4 protein-coding genes are annotated in these 6,717 nt (G+C 39.1%); all 4 read left to right on the top strand.

Translation table 11 applies throughout. The features are described from left to right. Nucleotides 1-209 precede the first annotated feature (209 nt). Entirely contained in the window at nucleotides 210-2,594 is a 2,385-nt protein-coding gene (locus AAGC65_RS23980) for an ABC transporter permease (protein ID WP_343114994.1), read from the top strand. A gap of 102 nt (nucleotides 2,595-2,696) precedes the next feature. After that, nucleotides 2,697-5,087 (top strand): ABC transporter permease, encoded by a 2,391-nt coding sequence (locus AAGC65_RS23975; RefSeq protein ID WP_343114993.1) that lies wholly within the window; start codon nucleotides 2,697-2,699, stop codon nucleotides 5,085-5,087. Nucleotides 5,088-5,224: 137 nt separating this feature from the next. Next, nucleotides 5,225-6,253 carry a hypothetical protein gene (locus AAGC65_RS23970; RefSeq protein WP_343114992.1) on the top strand — a complete coding sequence of 343 codons (1,029 nt, stop codon included), beginning with the start codon at nucleotides 5,225-5,227 and terminating at the stop codon, nucleotides 6,251-6,253. A 249-nt stretch (nucleotides 6,254-6,502) separates the two neighbouring features. Further along, the coding region (locus tag AAGC65_RS23965) for an ABC transporter permease (RefSeq protein ID WP_343114991.1) at nucleotides 6,503-6,717 on the top strand (215 nt) is incomplete at its 3' end.

The following is a 6,717-nucleotide window of genomic DNA, read 5'->3' as shown; positions in this document are numbered from 1 at the left end:
GGTGAGAGGTGAGAGGTGAGTGGTGAGAGGTGAGAGGTGAGAGGTGAGTGGTGAGTGGTGAGTGGTGAGTGGTGAGTGGTGAGTGGTGAGTGGTGAGTGGTGAAAAAATGCCCAACAAGTTAGCGTTTAGAATTTAGGTTTTAGACTTTTCTTTAGTTTTTAGAATTTAGGTTTTAGACTTTCTCCTTTAGGTTTTAAAATTTCAATATATGTTTAGAAATTATTTAAAAACAGCTTGGCGTAATATTATCAATAACAAGTTTTATTCGGCTATAAATGTAGCGGGTTTAACTTTTGGCCTGGTTATAGGCTTGTTTATGCTGCTTTGGGTGCAGGACGAATTGAGTTTTGATACTTTTAACAAAAAAGGTCCGGAGATATATCGAATAGGCATTGTTGGCGGTACCGATGTAAGCAAGCAAATTTTCACCAGTATTATTGCACCGGTAGTACCTGCCGCTAAAAATGAACTGCCGGAGGTTACGGATGGTGTACGGATCATGAATATTGGCAGCACTCCATTTAAATATAAAGAGAAAAACTTTATCGAAGAACATGCTGCATTTACCGATCCGTCGTATTTCACGGTTTTCGATTTCCCATTGGTGAATGGCGATAAAACGAAACCTTTTCAGGATAATAACTCGGTAGTGATTACCCAAACTATGGCTAAAAAGTATTTTGGCAATGAAGATCCTATTGGAAAAATGGTTACACTCGGTTTAAATGAAAGCTTAAAAGTTACCGGTGTAATGACAGACTACCCTGCTAACTCCAGTATAAAGTTTGATTTTCTGTTACCTATCAGCAGATTTAACCAGTTGGCTTATTTAAATCGTAACCAAAACTACGATGGTAAAACCAGGGTTTTGTCGATGGATGCGGATTGGGTTAACTTTAGTTTTGAAACCTATTTACAGGTAAAACCTAATACCGATATTGAGCAGCTCACCAAAAAACTGCGCAGCATACATGAGCGTAACCGACCAGAGGATGCACCGGTACCATACCTGGCACAACCACTGTATCAGATGCATTTGTATAAAGCCGATGGCGGTAATGGTGGTATAGAAACTGTTCGCACTTTTGCTATTGTTGCTGTACTTATCCTGATCATTGCCTGTATCAATTACGTTAATCTTTCAACCGCGCGTTCTATGCTTAGGGCTAAGGAAGTAAGTATGCGTAAAATTATTGGTGCAGGTAAAATGCAGCTGTTTATGCAGTTTATGATTGAAACCACACTGCTGTTTACCATAGCTACCATATTGGCCATTGGCTTAATGTATGCGCTTATGCCGATGTATAACAGTTTTTCAGGCAAGCAATTACAAATATCGGCGAGTAACTATCAGGTATGGGGTTATATGATAATCACTTTAATGGGCACATTAGCAGCCTCAAGTATTTACCCGGCACTATTATTATCATCATTTGAGCCTTTAAAGGCGCTTAAGGGTAAAGTAGCAGCTGGTATTGGTAATGTGGCTTTCAGAAAAGTTTTGGTTGTGGTGCAGTTCACGATATCTATTGTTTTAATTATCGGTACCATCATCATAGGCAAGCAGCTTAATTACATCCAGAAAAAAGATTTGGGTTACGACAAGGAAAATGTATTTGCATTTAGTATGCGTGATATAAAAACGCATTATGACGCATTTAAGAATGACCTGTTAAAGCAGCCCGGTATTATATCTATAACCAGGGCCGGGGGAGACATTGTAAATAATAACGGTTGGACAGGCGATAATGACTGGGATGGAAAGCCTGCTAAATCAAATCTGATATTCCATCCCATAGCTGCCGATAAAGATTTCATGACCTTTTTTAAATTGAAAATGAATGAAGGCGCCGTTTTTACAGGAGCTGTAGTCGACACCAATCACTTTATTTTAAATGAAGCAGCGGTGGCTGCTATGGGATTGAAAGACCCGATCGGCAAAAGTATCAGGATACAGAAAATGAAAGGTACTATAACAGGCGTTGTAAAAAACTTTCATTATGCATCTATGCGGAAAAAGATAGAGCCTGCCGTAATATATTACCGCTCCGATGATTGTTATAAGATATATATTAAAACAACCGGTGTTGACGCGCAAAAAGCCGTGGCGGCGGCACAACGTAGCTGGAAACAGTATAATAACGATACGCCTTTTGCATATACATTTTTAGATGATAGTTTTAATCAACTGTACAAAACAGAGCAAAGAACCGGCGCTTTGTTTGATGTTTTTTCAATTATCGCTATTGTTATTTCCTGCCTTGGGCTGTTCGGCTTGGCCACTTATTCTGCACAGGTAAAAACCAGGGAAATAGGTATCCGCAAGGTATTGGGTTCAAGTGTCGCGGGTATTATCAGGCTATTGGCTACAGAGTTTGTGTTACTCATAGTGATAGCAATTTTTATAGCAACGCCTGTAGCCTGGTATGCTATGGATAAATGGCTGCAGGATTATGCATATAAAATCACGATCACGGTTTGGGTATTCCTGATCGCGGGCGGAGGGGCAACATTTATAGCCCTTGCTACAATCAGTGTACAATCTCTTAAGGCTGCATTGGCAAACCCGGTTAAAAGTTTAAGGAGCGAGTGAGAGGTGAGTAAAAATGGCAAAACAAGTTAGAGTTTAGCTTTTAGAATTTTTTTTTAGGATTTAGAATTTTCTTTTAAGGTTTAGAATTTATCCTTTAATATCATGTTGAAAAATTACTTTAAAATAGCCTGGAGAAACCTGATTAAACACAAAGTTTTTTCAGTGATAAATATTTGTGGTCTTGCTATTGGGGTAGCTGCTTTTTGGCTAATCACTTTGTATGTTGCCGATGAATGGAGCTATGACCGTTATAATGAAAAGGCCAACAGGGTATTTCGCGTTGTACAGCATGGCACCTGGAATGGTGGCAAGTTTAATATTGCGGTAACATCGGCACCATTTGCCCTTGCATTAAAAAATGATTACCCCGAAGTTGAAGATGCTATACGTATTGATGCCGAAGGTGGCGGTAAAATAACTTACGGTAATAAGCAAATTAATGAGGGGGGCATGGTCTTTACCGATAATGCCATATTTAATGTGTTTAGCTATCATTTTTTATACGGGGATCCGCATACTGCTTTAATCAAGCCTCAATCTATAGTATTAACTAAAACACTGGCCGAAACATTATTTGGGGATGCTGCCAATGCTTTGGATAAAACTATACAAATAGAAACTAACCCAACAACAATTACAGGTGTAATTGATGATATGCCTGTTAATTCACATTTTACTTTTAAAGCCTTGCGTTCATTCCCTGCAAATTACACAGACAAATGGGGAAATGCAGGTATCTACACTTATTTACTTCTGAAGAATCAGGCTGATTATAAAAAGATTGAATCAGGTTCTGATGCTTTCTTCAATAAATATTTAAAAGGCGTTCAGGGTTCCATGAAGTATCGCATGGAGCTGCAGCCGCTAACTTCCATTCATCTAAAATCAAACTTAGATTACGAAATCGGTTCTAATGGCAATATTACTTATGTGTATGTCTTTAGCGTAGTTGCTTTATTAATACTGGCTATAGCAGTAATCAATTACGTAAACTTAACTACTGCCCGTTCTACCATACGGGTCAAGGAGGTTGGGGTGCGTAAAGTTATTGGTTCCAGCAAAAGGCAATTAATGCTAATGTTTTTTGCCGAATCGGTTTTGCTTACCATGATAGCCACAATGTTGGCTGGGGTGTTAATCGAGTTTGCCCTGCCTTATTTTAACCAATTATCAGGTAAAAACCTGATCCTGCTTCAGTTTGGCATTACCAAAACAGTTTTTGCTTTCTTGGCATTTTCTATCGTTACAGGTATTTTGAGTGGGCTGTATCCGGCACTGTTACTATCGGGCTTCAGGGTTATTTCGGCCATGAAGGGGCAAATCGGCAGCCAGGCATCAACAGTGTTGTTCCGGAAATCGCTGGTGATTTTTCAATTTATCATCACTATTGTCATGATAGCCGGCTCGTGTATTATATATCAGCAATTACATTATGTAATGAATAAAGATTTGGGTTTCAATAAGGCTCAGGTACTTACCTTCCATATCCATGATAAAGCTGTAAGGACTAAAATAGCAACAATTAAAAGCCAGTTATTGCAAAACCCCAGAGTGGAAAGTGTAGGTATTGCCGGTAATCCTGTAGGCAATAATAATATAGGATCTGGTGATTTTAATCTTGGAGCCGACGGTAAGATCAATTCAGAATCAAAAATAGTTGAGAACCTGGTGGTTGACGAAGATTTTATACCTACCATGCAGATCAAAATGGCAAGGGGACGTAACTTTTCGCAGGCTATACCTACGGATAAAACGGAATCTATCATCGTAAATGAAACTTTGGTGAATGAGTTAGGCTGGAAAGATGCTGTAGGTAAAATGGTTCGTACTGGAGTTGACGCCCAGGGGAATATTATTACACAGAAAATAATTGGTGTAGTGAAAGATTTTAATACCTATTCGCTGCAACATAAAGTTGCACCTATGGTACTGCAAATGCCCGCAGAAGCAAATGATGAGGATAATTTATATATAAGGATAGGCAAAAATAACATGCAGGCCACGCTTGACTATATAGGCAAGGTGTATAGTCGCTTTGATATTGAAAACAAAGCCGAATTTCATTTTCTTGATCAAAACTTTGCTAATCAGTATCAATCAGAACAAAAACAAGGAAGCATTTTATTCGCATTTACAGTAATGGCCATTTGCATCGCATCGCTGGGATTATTTGGTTTGGTAACGTTTACTGCTGAGCAACGGATCAAAGAAATTGGGATCAGAAAGGTTTTGGGTGCAAGTGTAACCAATATTGTGGCTCTGTTGTCAAAGGATTTAATGAAACTGGTCCTGATAGCTACAGTTATAGCTTCGCCACTGGCCTGGTACGGCATGAGCAAATGGCTTCAGGGCTTTGCTTATCGTATTGATATACAAGGGTGGGTATTTGCTATGGCGGGTATAGTGGCCATCTTGATAGCCTTTATTACAATAAGTACACAATCAATAAAGGCAGCGACGGTAAATCCTGCTAAAAGTTTGAAAACAGAGTAGGGGTAAGCTGCCTTAAACTTGTATCATGTTAAATAAGAAGCCAGATGTCTCGATAATATAAAGCAGGATTTTATTTTTATTTCTATGCAACTTAATGCTTTGAGTCTCTGTCTTATGTACAACTAAACACACGTATCATGAAAAATTACTTACTATTACTATTGGTAGCCGGCCAAAGCTATGCGGCCCTGGCGCAAGATAACAAACAAGAGCCCTACATGACCAAACCGCTATCCGGTATAAAAGAGGTTTTTGTAAAAACCTCCGGCGGAAGCATCTCTGTTAGCGGCGCAGGCGGTCAGGAATCAAGGGTTGAGGTTTATATCAGCGGCAATAACGGAAATGGCCAGCTCTCAAAAGACGAAATAAAAAAGCGTTTGGAAAATTATGATCTGGATGTAGCTGTTAATGGCGGCGAATTGCACGCAACTGCCAAAAGCAAGAACAGCGGTATTTTTAACTGGAAAAATTCATTGAATATATCATTTAAGGTTTTCGTATCTAAACAGGTGGCAACTAATCTGGCTACCAGTGGCGGAAGCATACATTTGGATAATCTGAACGGAAAACAAGAATTTGAAACCAGCGGTGGTAGCCTGCATGTTGATCAGCTAACCGGTATAATTCATGGCAGAACTTCGGGCGGGAGTATTAGCATAAGCAATTCTGGACAGGATATTGATATGCAAACCAGTGGCGGTAGCATTAATGCTTCTAATTGCCAGGGCCAAATTAAATTGGGAACAAGCGGTGGCTCATTACGCCTGGAAGGATTAAAAGGTAATATCAATGCCAATACAAGCGGGGGTAGTATACATGGCAATAATATTAATGGCGAGCTGATAACCGGTACATCAGGTGGAAGTGTTAACCTTTCTAAATTATCATGTGCGCTTTCTGCTTCAACCAGCGGTGGTGGTTTGCATGTACAGTTTGATAACGTAGGGAAATATGTTAAGCTTGAAGCAAGTGGTGGTGGTGCCGATCTTGACTTGCCGGCAAAGCAAGGCGTTGACCTTGACATTAGAGGTGATAAGGTAAATACCAATCTTGCAGATAACTTTAATGGAAGCAAGGAAAAAGAAAAAGTACAGGGTAAGCTTAACGGTGGCGGTCCGCTGGTTGAGGTAAGAGTGAACGGTAGAGTTACGCTTAATGTAAACTAAAAAGCATACACATAATGTTCCAAAGGCCTGTCATTTAATTAATTGACAGGCCTTTGGTGTTTTAAAACTGTATCGTTACCGAACACAAACTGTTACGCCTGCGAACAGTAATGAAAAGTAATTTTATTTATATTGTTGATAATTAGTTATTTATATAATTGGTACGTGTTTTAAACCTAATGTTGCAGGAATGAGTATTGACCTAACTCATTTTGAATTTTAGCAGTTATATTTTTAGAATTATCGATCATGATAAAGAATTATTTACGAAGCGCTATACGCAATATTACCCGGCATAAGTTTATCTCGTTCATCAATATATTTGGTTTAACCATCGGTTTAACCTGTTGTATGCTTATACTGCTTTACATTGTAAATGAATTAAGTTATGACAGGTTTAACACCAATGCAAAAGATATTTACAGGGTTACCCGGAGCTTTAACACGGCCGATGGTGTACAAAC

The organism is Mucilaginibacter sp., assembly GCF_039207105.1.
Taxonomy (GTDB): Bacteria; Bacteroidota; Bacteroidia; order Sphingobacteriales; family Sphingobacteriaceae; genus Mucilaginibacter.
Note: the sequence above shows the minus strand (reverse complement) of the source record. Positions and strands in the feature narration are given on the sequence as shown.

Coding starts and splice junctions, on each gene's coding strand:
- AAGC65_RS23980 (WP_343114994.1), top strand. CDS start 210: ATGTTTAGAAATTATTTAAAAACAGCTTGGCGTAATATTATCAATAAC.
- AAGC65_RS23970 (WP_343114992.1), top strand. CDS start 5,225: ATGAAAAATTACTTACTATTACTATTGGTAGCCGGCCAAAGCTATGCG.
- AAGC65_RS23975 (WP_343114993.1), top strand. CDS start 2,697: ATGTTGAAAAATTACTTTAAAATAGCCTGGAGAAACCTGATTAAACAC.